This window comes from bacterium SCSIO 12696 (genome assembly GCA_024397955.1).
Lineage (GTDB): Bacteria > Pseudomonadota > Gammaproteobacteria > Pseudomonadales > Porticoccaceae > SCSIO-12696.
On record CP073744.1, the window covers coordinates 383,115 to 397,675 of the forward strand.

Here is a 14,561-nt window from a genome sequence, read left to right on the forward strand (position 1 = left end):
GATGAAAATTATTGCCGACGAAAATATGCCTTTGGTGCGGGAGCTGTTTAGCCCCTATGGCGAAGTGATAACTGTGCCGGGACGCAACCTCAGCGCCGCTCAGGTACGCGACGCGGATGTGCTGCTGGTGCGCTCAGTCACTCAGGTGAACAGGACGCTGCTGGCGAACAGTGGTATTCGCTTTGTGGGCTCTGCCACCATTGGCGTTGACCATGTGGATCTGGATTACCTCGTCGAGCAAGGTATTGAGTTCAGTGCTGCCCCCGGTTGTAACGCAACGGCGGTGGTGGATTACGTCTGTGCGGCACTCTGTACTCTCAATGTGGACTGGCAGACATTGTGTGCCGGCCAGACTTCTGTAGGAATTGTTGGTTGTGGCAATGTCGGTGGGCGACTGTATCGTCGTTTTCGGGCAATGGGTGTGTCTGTGCACTGCTATGACCCGTTTCTGGATATTGAGGAAAATCCGGATTTGACCGATCTGGAAACCGTGCTGGGATGTTCTGTGGTGTGTTTGCATACCCCGCATACCGTTGATGGGCCGTTTCCCACCCACCATATGCTCAGCGAGGCGGAGCTGGAGCAATTTGCTCCAGGTACTGTGCTGTTGAACGCTGGTCGTGGGGCGGCTATTGATAACAGTGCACTGCTAAATCGGCTCAACCGGGGCGCGGATTTAAAGGTGGTGCTGGATGTGTGGGAAGGGGAGCCAGATGTTTCACAACCGCTGTTGGAGGCGGTGATTTTGGCTACGCCTCATATTGCGGGTTACAGCGTACAAGGCAAAACCAACGGCACGACCATGGTGCGGGATGCGTTTTTGCGTTGGCGGGAGGAGCCTGCCAACCCTGTTGTTGAGCAGGACGAGCCTATGGTTTTGTCAGCGAAGGTCTTGAATGAGGCTGTTCAGGGGGCTTACGACATTCGTGAAGATGACCGGCGTATGCGCGCTCAATTGGCCATGGCCGATAGCGCACATCAGTTTGACCGACTGCGTAAGGAATACCCCCAGCGCCACGAGTTTCATCGCTATCGGGTTGTCGGTGACAAGCTGAGTGCGTTTGATCGGCAGGTGCTGACGGCGTTTGGCTTTGGCTAGCCATGAGCAGGGGATTTTCAGGCTGAAAAAAAGCCGCCGTTTTTCAACGGCGGCCTCAGTGTTTTTAAAACCAGTGGTCTTGAATGAAAGGCGAACAACAATTAGCTGTTAGTGCTGCTTTGTTCGTCTGTCGCCAACTCGTGGCAAGCCCCCTGTACCATTTCTTCCGTAATCGGCACTTCTTTGCCGTTCTGATCCAGAATGGCTGCGCCGTTGAAGTTGGTGGCGTCGCTAATTTGGTTGTCCATGTGGCTACTCCCCTAATTTAAGCCCGTGCTACCTGGCCGGCAGTCTATGAGGCATTTTTTACAGTTATATGTCACCGCTTAAACGGCTTGTTATCAGCACCCTAAAGTGCCTTATTTTTGAAGGCGGTATTGACGCAGGTGCAGGGCCAGTTTGTCAATGGCAATATCCAGATCTTTGACGTCCGGCAAAAAAACGATGCGGAAGTGGTCTGGCTGTGGCCAGTTAAAGGCGGTGCCTTGTACCAGCAGTATGTGCTCTTGAACCAGCAGGTTGAGTACAAACTGCTCATCGTCAGGGATGTGGTATACCTCGGGGTCAATTTTGGGGAACAGGTACATGGCCCCCTTGGGTTTGACACAGCTGATGCCGGGAATGTCATTGAGTTTACGCCAGGCCAGTTGCATCTGCTCGTACAGGCGCCCGCCGGGCTTAATCAGGTCGTCGATGCTCTGGTAGCCGCCGAGAGCGGTTTGAATGCCATGCATGGAGGGCACATTGGCGCACAAGCGCATGGACGCCAACATTTCCAGGCCTTCAAAGTAATCTTTGGCCAGGTGCTTGGCACCGCTGAGGATCATCCAGCCAGCGCGAAACCCCGCCATACGGTGGGTTTTGGAGAGGCCGTTAAAGGTAATACAGGGAATGTCCGTGACCAGTGAGCCCAGGGGTATGTGTACGGCGTCATCGTAGATAATCTGGTCGTATATCTCGTCGGCAAACAGAATCAGTTCCTGCTGCCTGGCAATGGCCACCAGTTCCCGCAAAACGCTTTCCGAGTACACAGCGCCAGTGGGGTTATTGGGGTTGATGACCACAATGCCTTTGGTGTTTTCTGACACCTTGCTGCGAATGTCATCCAGATCCGGTTGCCAGCCGTTGGCTTCATCGCACAGGTAGTGCACCGCTTTGCCCCCCGCCAGGGTCACCGCTGCAGTCCACAAAGGGTAATCCGGTGCGGGCACCAGGATTTCGTCACCGTTATTGAGCAAACCCTGCATGGCCATCACGATCATTTCGCTGACGCCATTGCCAATAATGATGTCGTCTACGGTGACATCCGGTATGCCAGTGACCTGGCAGCGCTGCATAATCGCTTTGCGAGCACTGTATAGCCCCTTGGCGTGGCCGTAGCCCTGGGCAGCGGGGAGGTTGTGAATCACATCCTGAATGATTTCTTCCGGGGCAAGCAGGCCGAATGCGGCGGGGTTGCCAATGTTCAGTTTGAGGATGCGATGACCATCTTCTTCCAGGCGGTTGGCGTGGTCGAGAATAGAGCCGCGAATGTCGTAGCAGACATTGTCCAGCTTGTTGGACTTGATAATTGGTTTCATGGGGTAAAGTTTGGCAGTAATTGGACGATAAAGTGGCAGTTACTCAGCCTTGGGTGCTGAGTCGTCTGCCTGGGCTTCATCCAGTTTTTCGCAGGCGTCTTTCACCATATCTTCGGTGATAAGCACTTCCTGGCCGTCGTCGCCAATGATTGCGGCGCCGTGGAAGTCTGCCTCGGAGGCGGGCTGTTGTTTTTTGTTTGCAGTCATATCGGCCTGTATCGGCTTGTAAGCCGATGGTGTTATTTCTGTTGCAGGACTGGCAACATATCATGCATTGACCGACTCACCAACGTGTAAATGGAGCAAAATGTGGTGAATGGATTAGAAATTGCCCCCAAAAGGGTAATGCCAGTGGCTCAGAGCAACCGCAGGCGCTTTACCGGCGATTGTTCCGCTGAGGCTTGTCTATGAGAACCTTGCTAACGGCGCTGTTGATTGGCGGCACCATTTTGACCATTGGCGGTATCTTGTGCAGCCGTTACGGCCTGACATCCATGTTTACCGGGCTGGTGGCCACTGGCAGCGGCTTGCTCTTTATTACTCTGGTTGCCGTGCTGTCGATCATTACCATGTTGATGCTGTTCAAGATTCAAGGTGGTTTGTTGGTGTTCTTGCTGCTGGGGTGCTCGCCACTGATTGTTGGCTTTGTTGTGATGGGGCCGGGGAGCTTTAAGCTGCCACTGATCCACGACATTACTACGGATACGGCGGAGCCGCCGGAATTTGAGTTTGCCCGTATTGGCCGCCAGCGCCAGGACAACAGCCTGAATTACCCCGGCAAAGAAGTGGCTGCTCAGCAGCTCAACGCTTACCCGGATATTGTGCCTCATGTGGTGGATACAGCACCTCTGCAATTGTTGCCGGCCGTGGAAGGGGTGGCCGAGTCTTTGGGGTGGAAGCTGTTGGGCTCCGATGAGTTGATGTTGCGTGTAGAAGCCCAAGACCGCTCAACCCTGTTTGGTTTTATTGATGATGTGGTGGTTCGTCTTTCGCCATTGTCTACTGGGAGCCGCGTGGATGTACGCTCGGTATCCCGTTTGGGGCGCGGTGATTTCGGCGCCAATGCCGCCCGTATTCGAGATTTTTATCGGGCTCTTTGCAACACCCCTGGTATTTCCTGCAAAGCGTTGCAAGATATTGAAAACCCTGATGGAAAAGGGGGCTCTCTGAGCCAGAAAAGTGTTGACAGCATTTCATCGGATTCATAGAATGCGCGCCTCTTCGTTGATGACCAAGTCAGTTGGCTGATCATCAATCAAGTGTTCAGTGTCCCGTTCGTCTAGAGGCCTAGGACACCGCCCTTTCACGGCGGTAACAGGGGTTCGACTCCCCTACGGGATGCCACGCGGGAATAGCTCAGTTGGTAGAGCGCAACCTTGCCAAGGTTGAGGTCGCCGGTTCGAACCCGGTTTCCCGCTCCAACTTTTTTGGACTGGTTCTTTTGAACAGATGCCCTGAAAAGTTGCCGAACACAAAGCGAAGAGAGTATCGCCTGGCAACCGATACAACCGTGTCCCGTTCGTCTAGAGGCCTAGGACACCGCCCTTTCACGGCGGTAACAGGGGTTCGACTCCCCTACGGGATGCCACGCGGGAATAGCTCAGTTGGTAGAGCGCAACCTTGCCAAGGTTGAGGTCGCCGGTTCGAACCCGGTTTCCCGCTCCAATGTTTTTGAAATGGAGAGCTTTCTAAATGGAAAGCTTTCCAGGTAGCAAGTTAACGAAAAGGCGCAGATTGTCGATCTGCGCCTTTTCTGTTTCTGCCCTATACTTCGCTCTCTTTAAACGCTCGGGTATGCCACTTCCATGACCGCTGCACTAAAAATACAGGACTTGCACAAAGTCTATGACAATGGCTTGGAGGCACTGAAGGGCGTTAGCCTGGATGTCCAACCAGGGGATTTTTTCGCTTTGCTTGGCCCCAACGGAGCTGGGAAATCCACCACCATCGGCATTATTTGTTCCCTGATACGTAAAAGCGCTGGCAACGTGGAGATATTTGGCTGCGATATCGACAGTGATTTTTCCACGGCCAAGCAGTACCTCGGGGTGGTGCCGCAGGAGTTCAATTTCAACCAGTTTGAAAAGGTCTACGATATCCTGATTACCCAGGCGGGTTATTTTGGACTGCACCCAAAACTGGCGGCAGAGCGTGCCGAAAAGTACCTCAGGCTACTGGGGTTGTGGGATAAACGGCACAGCGTTTCCCGCATGTTGTCCGGCGGTATGAAGCGACGCCTGATGATTGCCCGGGCAATGATTCACGAACCCAAATTGTTGATTCTGGACGAACCCACTGCCGGTGTGGATATAGAACTGCGTCGATCCATGTGGGACTTTTTGCGGAAAATTAATGGGGAAGGCACCACGATTATCCTCACCACCCACTATCTGGAAGAAGCGGAAAGCCTGTGCCGCAATATCGCCATTATTGATCACGGCCTGATCGTACAGAACACCAGCATTCGCCAGCTACTGGCGCAACTGAACAAAGAAGTGTTTGTGTTGGATATAAACGGCAAGTTGGATCAGTGCCCGCAACTGCCCGGATTTCCCTCACGCCTGGTGGCCGAAGAGGAGGGCAACTGCCTGGAGGTGGAAGTGGTGAAGGGGCAGTCGCTCAATGAACTGTTTGCCGCGTTGGCAGAGCAAGGTATTCAAGTGCAAAGCATGCGTAACAAGGCCAACCGCCTGGAAGAAATGTTTGTCTCCATGACCAATAGCAGCCCTAGCCAGGCGCAGGGAGAGACGTCGTGACCACCACTGAAAAATGGATTGCGTTTCGTACCATTGTGGTGAAAGAGATTCGCCGCTTTACCCGTATCTGGATGCAGACCTTATTGCCCCCGGCGATTACCATATCCCTATACTTTATTATTTTCGGCACGTTGATTGGTCCACGTATTGGTGAAATGGCCGGATTCAGTTACATGGAATTTGTGGTGCCGGGGCTGATTATGATGTCGGTGATTACCAACTCCTATTCCAATGTGGTGTCGTCTTTTTTCAGCACCAAATACCAGCGCAGTGTGGAAGAAATGTTGGTCTCGCCAATTCCTAACTACATTATTCTGTTGGGGTTCTGTATTGGTGGCGTTTCCCGTGGTTTGGCGGTGGGGTTGATAGTGACGTTGTTGTCGCTGTTTTTTACTGAGCTACAGGTAAAACATTTGGGCGTCACTGTGGGCATGGTGCTGTGCACGTCTATTATGTTTTCGTTGGCGGGCTTTATTAATGCGGTGTTTGCTCGCAGCTTTGACGATATTTCCATTATTCCCACCTTTGTGCTGACTCCGCTTACCTATCTGGGTGGCGTGTTTTATTCCATCAGCTTGCTGCCGGAGTTTTGGCAAGGCGTGTCTATGGCCAACCCGGTGCTGTATATGGTCAATGCCTTTCGCTACGGATTGCTGGGCGTATCCGACATTGATGTGACCTGGGCGTTTGCCATGGTGATTGTATTTAGCCTGGTGCTGTTTGTGGTTGCTCTGCACCAGCTGGAAAAAGGTTCACGGTTGCGGAGTTAACGATATGGCTGACCTGCATTTGGGAAAGCACACCCAATACCCATCGGAGTACGACGCGTCATTACTCACGCCGATTCCTCGCAGTGAAGGGCGCAAGCAGCTGGAGTTTGCTGAAGTGCCTTTTGTGGGCGCAGACTTATGGACTGGCTATGAACTTTCCTGGCTCGATGACAGTGGAAAACCGCAAGTGGCGGTGGCGGAGTTTACCGTACCGGCGAACAGCGCAGCACTGATTGAATCCAAATCCTTCAAGCTGTACTTGAACTCGTTTAACCAAACCCGCTTTACCCGTTGGGGCGAAGTCAGTCAGCGATTGGAAGTGGATTTAAGCCAGTGCGCCGGTGGGCCAGTATTGGTGCAATTGTTTACTTTGGCGAACTACCAGAAATTAGGCGTTGCCGATTTGCCAGGCACCTGTATTGATAATCTGGATGTGGCGATTGACTGCTATCACCCAGATCCATCCCTATTGGATGTAACCGATGTCGGTGAGGTGCAGGAAACCTTGCACAGTCACCTGCTTAAAACCAACTGCCCAGTGACCGATCAGCCAGACTGGGCCAGTGTGATGGTGCGCTACCGGGGGCGACAAATCTCCCGTGAGGGATTACTGAAATACCTGATTTCTTTTCGTCAACACCAGGATTTTCACGAACAATGTGTGGAGCGCATTTTTATGGATATCTTGTCTCGCTGTGGGCCTGATGAGTTGGATGTTTATGCGCGCTATACGCGGCGGGGTGGGCTGGATATTAACCCCTGGCGGAGTACGTCAAATGCCACACCCACGAGTTTTCGGTTGGTGCGGCAGTAATCATTAGTAAGTGCGTAGTTTTTTTTACAGATTTTGACCCCGGGTTACGCTGCGCTTTACCCGAGCTACGATACTGGCAATGAAAGAAGCAATATGTTTAATATTTTCTTTAAGAGAAAAAGCAATTCAAGATTAATTTCCTGGCAAAATCTTTTGCCGAAAATTAAACCTTATTCAAAAGGATGGGAAATATACCTAGTCAAAGGCGATAGTTATATTTTAGCTTCTGAAGCAGGAAAAGAGTTTAATGCAGAAAAGGTGGCTTTAAACTATCCCGGAAATATAGAACCTTGGGAAAAGAAAGCTCCCTGTAAGCATTTGCTTGATCAAATAATGAAAGTGTCAGGCTTTACCGCACATATTGCTATTAATCGCAAAGGTCCTTTTTACGGGTATTATATTTCTATTGAATAAGCACGTAGGAATGTTTTTGCAGATTTTGACCTCGGTACGTTCAGTAAAAAAGCTTACAATCCTTCATTCTCCAACCGATCAATCGCCTCTTTTAACGATTTCAAAACCCGACTCTTTTCGTAGTTATTAATTTTGTCGGTATCCATATACATGGAAAAGCCGTCGGTGGCGTGTTCAAAGTAAGCCTGGTCTTTGCCGAGGTTTTTGCGGGTATCGATGGCGGAGTACACTTTTACCGGTTGCTGGTAACCTTTCACGGTAATCTCGCCTTTGTCCTGACACATCACTGTATCTTTTACCAACGCGTAAGTAGCGTGGGAAACCAGTATCTCGCCGGGTTGGGCAGAGGATTCCAGGCGGCTGGCCAGGTTCACTTCCGTACCAAGCAGGGTGTAGTCCAGGCGGTTTTCGGTGCCAAAGTTGCCCACGGTGCAAAAGCCGGTGTTGATGCCCATGCGAATTTCCATGGGTTTTTGTATTCCCTGGTTGGCCCAGCGCAACTGCAATTCTCGCATGTGTTTTTTCATGGCAATGGCCATAGACACACAGGCCAGACAATCGTCTTTGGCGCCCCGGGTGCTTGGGTCGCCGAAGAACACCATCATGCCATCACCCATAAATTTGTCGATGGTGCCGCCGAACTTGATGGCGATGTCCGACATCTCCGTCAGGTAGTTATTCAGCAGGCCGGTCAGGGCTTCCGGCTCCATCTCTTCCGCCAGTTCACTAAAGCCGCGGATGTCGGAAAAGAACACGGTCAGTTTTTTGCGCTGGGTTTCCAGGCGCACTTCCTTGCCGGACAAAATTTCTTTGCGCAGAGCAGGGGAGAGGTATTTTGACAATTTGTAGGAGCGCAGCTTGTTTTGCAGCAGTTGCTGCTCGGTGGTTTTCAGGTGGCGCTTGAGGTGTCGGGATTCATAGTGGCTGTAGGAGCCGTAAATACACAAGTAGGCCCCCAGCGTCACCAGACTGGCAATGGCCGTGCCCAAATCCACTTCTGGCGAGAAACCCGCGGGCTGCACAATCAGCAATAAGGCTGCGCCGATCAATAGTGAGATAAAGCTTTCCAGCATGCGTACAGCGCCCCCGACAATGGCGCTGTTGTGCAGGGTTAGCAGTGCAAACAGTCCGCCGGGTAACAGGGAGAAGTCGCTGTAGGAAACGAACACACCAATGAGTATGGCGTCCAGGTAGTTGAGCAGGTGGTTGCAGAGGTTGCGTTTTTCTTCCTTAACGACACCGCTGATAAAGTGCGCTATCAGGATGTACAGCAATACGCCGATAGCTACCAGGCTAAAAGCGAGGCCGTTGAACAGTTTGGGCAGGAGCAACAGGTGGCACACGGCGGACAGCCCCAATAGCACCCGAAATATATTCTGGTGATGGTTGCCGCTGGAAAATTTGGTGTCGCTGGTTGTTGTCATTATCAGGTACAGCGTGATCGGAAGATGGGCCTATTACATAACCTGTTTTGCAAAAAGTCCACAGCTGCAAACACTATTTCCGGCCAAGTTGCGTCTTTCCGGTACAGGAAGGCTAGCAGGGCCTGCACAGCAGGTGAATATAGCGCCCAAGACCGATAAATGATTCTTTGCTGGAGTGCAGTAACTCCATGTCTTTAATGGCATCAGGCAACTGGTTGCCACCACTGGGTTGGCGCACATAATCGTGAAACACGCGTATACCGCTTTTATAAATGACTTTGAGGCCGTGCTGTGCCAGCTGGCTTTCAACGTCATTCAACGTCAGAGGATTGGGTGGCGTCAAGCTGTTGGGGTCGCCGGCAAAGTCGTTGCTGGTGGCTTTGTTGAAGTTGCCTCGAATCAGATTTCGATACACCAGGGCGTCGCGGTTGTAGAAGGTGAGTGAAAGGTAGCCGGTGCTTGATAGCAGGGGTGCCAATGCGGCAATGCCTTGCTGCGGCTCTGCCAGCCACTCCAGCACTGCATGGCACATCACCAGGTCAAATGTTTGCCCGGATAGTTCTTGGTGAAGCAATTGCAGCGCTGTTTGCAGCCAGCGGATTTTTCCGACACTTCCTTCGCCCTCTGCCCGCTGCTTTGCCAACGCCAACATTTCCGCAGAAATATCACTGGCGGTTACCTCGTAGCTTTGATTGGCAAGCCCGGAGGCGATCTGACCCAAACCCGTGCCGGCATCGAGTACGCTGGCCCCTTTGGGGATATTCCTCAACACTTGCTCATTGAGGTCACGCCACAGTACCCCCAGGCGAATCTCACCTTTTAGGCCACCGTAGATTTTGCGGGCAAAGTGATCGGCAATATTGTCGAAGTTGCGGTCGTTTTTGGGCATCGCTTGTGGTTCTGATTGAGAGAGCATATTTCAAGGCCTGGGTAGGGGGCTTTATATCCTATTTTTTAGAATATGTGCTGCTGGTTTTTCCAATTTTTATTTGTTTTCCGAACTCTATACTGTTTCCAACAATACACTGAATGGTAAGAGGATTTCCGATGGGACTTTTAGTTAACGGCGAGTGGCAAGACCAATGGTACGACACCAAGCAATCCGGCGGTGCTTTTCAGCGCGAAGCGGCACAGCTGCGCAATTGGGTAACGGCTGATGGTTTAGCGGGGCCAAGCGGTAAGGGTGGTTTTAGGGCCGAATCTGGCCGTTACCATTTGTATGTATCCCTGGCTTGCCCGTGGGCGCATCGCACCCTGATTTTTCGTCAGCTGAAAAAACTGGATGCCCATATCAGCGTCTCTGTTGTCAGCCCGGATATGCTGGATCGTGGGTGGACGTTCAACACCGAGGAGGGCGGCTCGGGGGATGATTTATTCGGCTATGAATTTCTGCACCAGGTGTATACCCGCAATAAAGCGGATTACACCGGCCGAGTCACCGTGCCAGTGCTGTGGGATAAGCAGCAGAATTGCATTGTGAGCAACGAATCGTCAGAAATCATTCGCATGTTCAACCAGGCGTTTAATGAGATTACCGGCGATACCCAAGACTTCTTTCCAGCAAACAAACACGATGAAATTGAGTCCATCAACAAGGTCGTTTACGACACCATTAATAATGGTGTTTACCGGTGTGGTTTCGCAACCAGCCAGGAAGCTTATCAACAGGCTTACCAATCTCTTTTTGAGTCGCTGGATCAGATAGAAGAGCGCCTGAGTGGCCAGCGCTACTTGGTTGGCAGCGATGTTACCGAAGCAGATTGGCGGCTGTTTACAACATTGATTCGTTTTGATGCGGTTTATCACGGCCACTTCAAATGCAACCGGGAGCGGCTGGAAGATTTTCCAGCCATCAGCAATTACGTGCGCGAGCTGTATCAATGGCCGGGGGTGGCGGATACGGTGGACTTCTACCACATCAAACGACACTACTATTTCAGCCACACCATGATCAATCCAACACAGGTAGTGCCCGCCGGCCCGGATATTGATTATGATCGCCCGCACAACCGCGATACAGTGTCACTGGATTAATTGTCGGCGATAGCAGGCTATGCAAAAAACAACGTTGGAGCAATGGCGCATGTTTAAGGCCGTCGTTGATGGCGGCGGCTTTAACCAGGCGGCAAATATCGTGCACAAAAGCCCGTCCAGTATCCACCATGCAATCCACAAGCTGGAAGAGTCTCTGGGTATCAAGTTGTTTGATGTACAGGGGCGCAAGACCGTGTTGACCGATGCCGGGGAGCTGTTATTGCGCCGTAGCCAGTATTTACTGGATGAGGTTACCCGCATCGAAGCGGTGGCTGAGACATTGGGCAGTGGTGTTGAAACCGAAATACGTATCGCGGTGGACGGCGCGTTTCCGCAGCATTTTGTATTTGAAGCGCTAAAAAAAGTCTCAGCGCTGTACCCGCAGACTCGCATCGATATTATCGATACGGTGCTGTCGGGTACCAATGAGTTAATTGCAGAGGGCAAAGCCGATATTGGACTGTCGCCTTTTCCCATGCCGGGAGGCTTAAACGAAGAAATCTGCCTGATAGAGCTTGTTGCGGTAGCTCACAGGGAGCATCCATTGCACCAGCTTGACCGGACGCTCCATTATGAAGACTTGAAGGCCTATCGGCAGATTATTGTTCGCGACTCCGCTCTGCAGAACAAAGTGAGCGCCGGCTGGCTCGGTGCTGAGCAGCGCTGGACTGTGAGCCATATGAGGGCGTCGGTGGAACTGATTGAACAAAACCTGGGTTATGCCTGGTTGCCAAAACCGGCCATCAGTGCTGCGTTGCTCGCTGGTGATATTAAACGCTTGCCTCTCAGTGAAGGCGCCAGCCGCAGCGCCAGTTTTTACCTCAATTATCAGGATAAAGATCGCATTGGCTTGGCGACAAGAGAGTTTATGGGCGAACTGCGGCTGTTGACCTTAGACCTGCAAACCTCTGAGGATTAAGACTCGGCTCAGTAAGCCCTCAATAAGCCAAGGTGCCCCGAATCGGATAATTGTTGTCCGGGTTGCGAATCCACTCCAGCCCGGATATCAACGCCTCCAGTTCCGGGCGCACGAATGGGTTGTTGGAAATATCGATCACCTGAATAGCGCCTTCTTCATTGATGACAAACAATCCTGGCTCGGCAAAGTTATGATCGGTTTCTTCGGCTGAGCGGGGGATAGAAATGTAAAGCCCCAGCGTCTGCATTTGTTCCTGGGTCAGGCCGTAGCAAAGCGCAAAACTGACCTGTAATTTGCTCAAGTGTGCTTGCAATTGCGCTTTGGAATCCCCTGAAACTGCCACTACATCCACACCATTTTGCAGTAATCGGTCCCTGTAAGATTCCAATTGATTGAGGTACTTGGTGCATAAGGGACAGTGGCGGCCACGATAAACCAGTACAAGTTGCCAGCTGGCTCCCTGTTGAGGTTTACCCAATGTAACGTTGTTATCGTTCAGGTCTTTAACCTGCAGTGGTGGAAAAATACTGCCCGCAGGCAATTTATTATTTGAATTCATAGGATATTCCTCAGTCTGCCACAGACAGCTCAATAATGTGTTCTAAGTGTTGTTCAAATCGCGCGAAGTCGGAATCAATGTCTGGATTTTTTAATACGTCATAACAGGTAAAAGTGGGTAATGCTTGCATCGCAAAAAATCGAAAATTCATATGCATGGGCAGGAATAAGTCGTCCACAGACTTACCTTGAAACAGATACTGATCCGGATTATCAAAGGCTTCTATCGGGGCATTAAATGTAAGTGACAACATGTAACGGGTATCTGGCAGTGTGCCTCCACTGCCATAGTGCTTGCCAGTGTCTGTTCGGCTGCGGCCATCGCCATCGCACAACTCGCCGTTCATGCCCGCTGTATACACTTCGTCCATATAACGCTTGAAAGGCCAGGGCACGCCCATCCAATTTACAGGCATCTGGACAATGACCAAGTCGGCCCAGCGATGCTTATCCAGCTCGGTTTTAACATCATAGCCTTCGGCCACAATGGTCGTTTTTACGCTGCAGTCGCGTTTGGTAAAAAACTCTGTGGCCTGGGCAACCAACGATGCATTCAACCGGCCTTCAGAAAACTCATAGGGCTGGTGGGCGTTAATAATAAAAATATTTTTCATACAAATTCCCTATAGGCTTAAAAGCAGTGGGGCACATTCTCTTTCCATAGGTTACTAAAATCAACTAGTATACTTTTTGTAACCTTTGATGAGACTCAGCAAAATACTCGTAGAGAAGAGGGCTTTAATATGAGTGAGGTAACTGTTCGTGTCAGCCCGAATGGCCGTAAGGGAGTCGATAGACTGTGTGATGGCCCCTGTCCCATTGAACGTGGCATGCGTATTATCGGCGGCAAATGGAAGGGGTCTATACTCTGGCATTTAAAAGACGGCCCGGTGCGCTTTAATGAATTGAGTCGCCAATTGGGGGGTGCCAGCAAAAAAATGGTTGATCAGCGGCTGAAAGAAATGGAGGCGCAAGGGTTGGTACTTAGAAACGTGATCAGCACTCGGCCTATTGCGGTCAGCTATGAAATGACCACCTTTGGTCGTTCTGCACTGGGGATTTTGGAACAGCTGAAAGACTGGAGTGAAGAACATAAGATCTAGGGCTTCAAACTCTTTCTAATTTTTAGAATAAAAAACGCGAATCAACACAATATTCACTCGGCCCAAATTTACATAGCATGTACTCATCATCAATGAGGAGGCGGTTATGTACTACTTACGCCCCGGCAGTGAGCGCGGTCGCGCTAACTACGGCTGGTTGGATAGCAAACATTCTTTTTCATTTGGCCATTACTACGATCCTAAGCACATGGGTATCTCCGCCTTGCGCGTGATTAACGACGATACTCTTAAACCCGGTGCCGGATTTGATACTCACGGCCATCGTGATATGGAGATTATTTCCTATGTGCTTGAGGGCGCTATTGAGCATAAAGACAGCATGGGTAATCGCTTTGTGGTGCCCGCCGGTGAAGTGCAGCGAATGAGTGCTGGTACCGGTATCACTCATTCTGAGTTCAATCATTCTCACAGTGACAGAATGCGCTTTTTACAAATATGGATTCAGCCTAATAGGCAGCGCACACAGCCAAGCTACCAGCAAAAAAAGATCGTACAACAAGGGCCACTAACGCCACTGGTGACGCCAGATGGTCGCGATAACTCAATCACCATGCAGCAGGATGCCAGCCTCTATTGTTTGCAGTTAAAGCCCGGTGAGCGATATCAATTCAGCCCTCAGCAGCGCCCGGGTTATATGCACGTTATCAGCGGTAAGGCTGATCTGAATGGTTACGAATTAAAAGATGGCGACGCCTTAGGCATTGTGGAAAAGCCTTTGGCAGTAAGTGCCAGAAGCGATTTCACCGCTTTGTGGTTTGACCTGCCGGAAATCAATGTTTAATTGTAGTGGTGACTTGGTGCATGGATTGACTCAGGCCATCCATGGCCTTCGGGCTGCGCCCGCTTGCGCTACACTACAGCGCCCAAAATTGCTGTCCTGCAATTTTGTCGAACCGGATGGTTCGTCCACACATCCCTCACCGCCACCCATAAAAAAACCCAAGTGCAATGACTTGGGTTTTTTTATGGGTGGCGGTGAGGGAGGGATTCGAACCCTCGATACGTTTCCGTATACACACTTTCCAGGCGTGCTCCTTCGGCCACTCGGACACCTCACCGTGAAGGTCGC

General features: G+C 51.1%; 17 protein-coding genes and 5 tRNA genes. 14 read left to right on the forward strand and 8 right to left on the reverse strand.

Going from position 1 to position 14,561, the window contains the following annotated elements:
• Window position 1 precedes the first annotated feature (1 nt).
• Complete coding sequence (locus KFE80_01860; GenBank protein UTW45687.1) at window positions 2-1,099, forward strand: 4-phosphoerythronate dehydrogenase; 1,098 nt, start codon at window positions 2-4, stop codon at window positions 1,097-1,099.
• Window positions 1,100-1,200: 101 nt separating this feature from the next.
• Here KFE80_01860 and KFE80_01865 read toward each other — a convergent pair whose 3' ends face one another.
• From KFE80_01865 to KFE80_01875, 3 genes are all read right to left on the reverse strand, one after another.
• Window positions 1,201-1,347, reverse strand: coding sequence for a hypothetical protein (locus KFE80_01865; GenBank protein ID UTW45688.1), 147 nt, complete (start codon window positions 1,345-1,347; stop codon window positions 1,201-1,203).
• Window positions 1,348-1,458: 111 nt separating this feature from the next.
• The gene (locus KFE80_01870) at window positions 1,459-2,679 is read right to left on the reverse strand and encodes a pyridoxal phosphate-dependent aminotransferase (protein ID UTW45689.1); all 1,221 of its coding nucleotides are present in this window, start codon (window positions 2,677-2,679) and stop codon (window positions 1,459-1,461) included.
• Between the two features lie 39 nt (window positions 2,680-2,718).
• Window positions 2,719-2,886, reverse strand: coding sequence for a hypothetical protein (locus KFE80_01875; GenBank protein ID UTW45690.1), 168 nt, complete (start codon window positions 2,884-2,886; stop codon window positions 2,719-2,721).
• Window positions 2,887-3,086: 200 nt separating this feature from the next.
• Between KFE80_01875 and KFE80_01880 the strand changes: the two genes are divergently transcribed.
• The 9 genes from KFE80_01880 to KFE80_01920 all read left to right on the forward strand — a co-directional run bounded on the left by KFE80_01880 (window position 3,087) and on the right by KFE80_01920 (window position 7,433).
• Entirely contained in the window at window positions 3,087-3,887 is an 801-nt protein-coding gene (locus KFE80_01880) for a DUF1499 domain-containing protein (protein ID UTW45691.1), read from the forward strand.
• Between the two features lie 60 nt (window positions 3,888-3,947).
• Window positions 3,948-4,023, forward strand: a tRNA-Glu gene (locus KFE80_01885).
• A 1-nt stretch (window position 4,024) separates the two neighbouring features.
• Window positions 4,025-4,100 (forward strand) — tRNA-Gly (locus tag KFE80_01890).
• 91 nt (window positions 4,101-4,191) lie between these two features.
• Window positions 4,192-4,267: transfer RNA gene (locus KFE80_01895), tRNA-Glu, on the forward strand.
• Window position 4,268: 1 nt separating this feature from the next.
• Window positions 4,269-4,344, forward strand: a tRNA-Gly gene (locus tag KFE80_01900).
• Between the two features lie 140 nt (window positions 4,345-4,484).
• The gene (locus KFE80_01905; GenBank protein UTW45692.1) at window positions 4,485-5,435 is read left to right on the forward strand and encodes an ABC transporter ATP-binding protein; all 951 of its coding nucleotides are present in this window, start codon (window positions 4,485-4,487) and stop codon (window positions 5,433-5,435) included.
• Entirely contained in the window at window positions 5,432-6,205 is a 774-nt protein-coding gene (locus KFE80_01910; GenBank protein ID UTW45693.1) for an ABC transporter permease, read from the forward strand. The genes KFE80_01905 and KFE80_01910 overlap by 4 nt, the downstream gene beginning before the upstream one ends.
• A 4-nt stretch (window positions 6,206-6,209) precedes the next feature.
• Window positions 6,210-7,019 carry an NADPH-dependent 7-cyano-7-deazaguanine reductase QueF gene (queF, locus tag KFE80_01915; GenBank protein UTW45694.1) on the forward strand — a complete coding sequence of 270 codons (810 nt, stop codon included), beginning with the start codon at window positions 6,210-6,212 and terminating at the stop codon, window positions 7,017-7,019.
• A 93-nt stretch (window positions 7,020-7,112) separates the two neighbouring features.
• The gene (locus KFE80_01920) at window positions 7,113-7,433 is read left to right on the forward strand and encodes a hypothetical protein (protein ID UTW45695.1); all 321 of its coding nucleotides are present in this window, start codon (window positions 7,113-7,115) and stop codon (window positions 7,431-7,433) included.
• A 53-nt stretch (window positions 7,434-7,486) separates the two neighbouring features.
• Here KFE80_01920 and KFE80_01925 read toward each other — a convergent pair whose 3' ends face one another.
• Window positions 7,487-8,857 carry an adenylate/guanylate cyclase domain-containing protein gene (locus KFE80_01925; GenBank protein UTW45696.1) on the reverse strand — a complete coding sequence of 457 codons (1,371 nt, stop codon included), beginning with the start codon at window positions 8,855-8,857 and terminating at the stop codon, window positions 7,487-7,489.
• 112 nt (window positions 8,858-8,969) lie between these two features.
• Window positions 8,970-9,746, reverse strand: a complete 777-nt coding sequence (locus KFE80_01930) for a methyltransferase domain-containing protein (GenBank protein ID UTW46590.1) — start codon at window positions 9,744-9,746, stop codon at window positions 8,970-8,972.
• A gap of 158 nt (window positions 9,747-9,904) precedes the next feature.
• On the opposite strand from KFE80_01930, the gene KFE80_01935 reads away from it, so the two are divergent.
• Entirely contained in the window at window positions 9,905-10,891 is a 987-nt protein-coding gene (locus KFE80_01935) for a glutathione S-transferase family protein (GenBank protein UTW45697.1), read from the forward strand.
• 19 nt (window positions 10,892-10,910) lie between these two features.
• Window positions 10,911-11,810, forward strand: coding sequence for a LysR family transcriptional regulator (locus tag KFE80_01940; protein ID UTW45698.1), 900 nt, complete (start codon window positions 10,911-10,913; stop codon window positions 11,808-11,810).
• Between the two features lie 19 nt (window positions 11,811-11,829).
• Here KFE80_01940 and KFE80_01945 read toward each other — a convergent pair whose 3' ends face one another.
• Both KFE80_01945 and KFE80_01950 read right to left on the reverse strand, forming a co-directional pair.
• A complete protein-coding gene (locus tag KFE80_01945; GenBank protein UTW45699.1) occupies window positions 11,830-12,369 on the reverse strand; it encodes a redoxin family protein in 540 nt (179 codons plus the stop codon).
• Window positions 12,370-12,379: 10 nt separating this feature from the next.
• The gene (locus KFE80_01950; GenBank protein UTW45700.1) at window positions 12,380-12,982 is read right to left on the reverse strand and encodes an NAD(P)H-dependent oxidoreductase; all 603 of its coding nucleotides are present in this window, start codon (window positions 12,980-12,982) and stop codon (window positions 12,380-12,382) included.
• Window positions 12,983-13,111: 129 nt separating this feature from the next.
• Between KFE80_01950 and KFE80_01955 the strand changes: the two genes are divergently transcribed.
• Together KFE80_01955 and KFE80_01960 are read left to right on the forward strand one after the other, a co-directional pair.
• Window positions 13,112-13,471 (forward strand): helix-turn-helix transcriptional regulator, encoded by a 360-nt coding sequence (locus tag KFE80_01955; GenBank protein UTW45701.1) that lies wholly within the window; start codon window positions 13,112-13,114, stop codon window positions 13,469-13,471.
• A gap of 106 nt (window positions 13,472-13,577) precedes the next feature.
• Entirely contained in the window at window positions 13,578-14,273 is a 696-nt protein-coding gene (locus KFE80_01960) for a pirin family protein (GenBank protein UTW45702.1), read from the forward strand.
• 189 nt (window positions 14,274-14,462) lie between these two features.
• Here the strand turns inward: KFE80_01960 and KFE80_01965 are convergent.
• Window positions 14,463-14,550, reverse strand: a tRNA-Ser gene (locus KFE80_01965).
• Window positions 14,551-14,561: the final 11 nt, after the last annotated feature.